Below are 1157 nucleotides of genomic sequence, written 5' to 3'. Positions count from 1 at the left end.
GTCTCACCCGATGCCTGCGGTTGGCTATCTATCGCCACCGCCGTCTGCCTCCACTCATATGCCCCGATTGTCGGCCGCATGGAGGAACGGGTTATGCCACGATAATCGGACGCCGGAATCGTCACACCCTCTGGTGCCTCCGCCTGCGTCATCCCCGCCCCTATCGCCGGGCTGCCTCCCAAAATATGCAACACCGTCGGCGTATTATTATAATCTCGCTGCGCGAGCAGCAGCGGGTCCTGGTCTAAATTGCCCGTCCCTACGTATCCGCCCTCAATGATACTGTGGCTCACTGTCAGGCCAGTGGCAATTTGCGCACTTCCTCCCGTATTTCCCCACACAATGCAGTTGACCAGTTGAGTGTTCGCACTTGTCGCATACACACCCGCGTTGTTCGGCGCACTGTTTTCCACTATCGTGCAGTTCACCAGTGCCACCGCAGCGGTTGTGCTTATTTGGATACCGCCGCCAGAACCAGAACTTGATGATGCGTTTCTATAAAACGTGCAGTTTACTAGCGTCATCGCCCCTCCCTCATGACGCATGCCCGCTCCGAAAAGCGCCGTGTTTTTGTAAAACACGCAGTTCTCATATACGGGCATAGTGCTGGCACCGTTGTATGCTGCGCCTCCGCCGGGACCTCCAGTTGGATTAACATTAGTTTGCGCATTGCCCTTGAACAGACAATCCCTCACGACGGGACTGGCTCCACCATTGTTATACAGGGCGCCGCCCCGTGCACCGGCCACGTTCCCTACAAACACACACCTTGACAGCAGTGGACTTGAGTCCCCGCCATTGTTCATGCCTCCTCCATAGTTTCCACCCCCGCCTCGTATTGTCACATCGTTAAGCGTGGCTGTGTTATCCAGCACCACCATCCCGCTCGGATGGCTAAACACATTGTAGGCGTTCTCCGCATTGCCCGACAAACATTGCCCCGAATCCGCATCATACACGTCGTTCCCGTTAAAGTCCCCCGACAGGATCGTCTCATTCGCCAGCAGGTCCCGCTCCCCGAGCGCCGTCTCCGTCCCCGCAAACCCCCCATGCACCGACACGTTGTTCCTCAATGAAAAATGCTTCGTCCGGTTGTCTGCTTCGTTTCCGCCATTCGGCCTATCCATCGGCACATACGTCCCGCTCGCTATCCATAC

1 protein-coding gene is annotated in these 1157 nt (G+C 56.8%); it reads right to left on the bottom strand.

The window, feature by feature from the left end; translation table 11 throughout:
* A partial coding sequence (locus M2447_RS13675) for a choice-of-anchor Q domain-containing protein (protein ID WP_277559062.1) occupies positions 1-581 on the bottom strand: 581 nt, incomplete at its 3' end.
* Positions 582-1157 lie beyond the last annotated feature (576 nt).

The sequence above is a fragment of the Ereboglobus sp. PH5-10 genome (assembly GCF_029504735.1).
Lineage (GTDB): Bacteria > Verrucomicrobiota > Verrucomicrobiia > Opitutales > Opitutaceae > Ereboglobus.
This window is presented reverse-complemented; position numbering and strand designations above follow the sequence as displayed.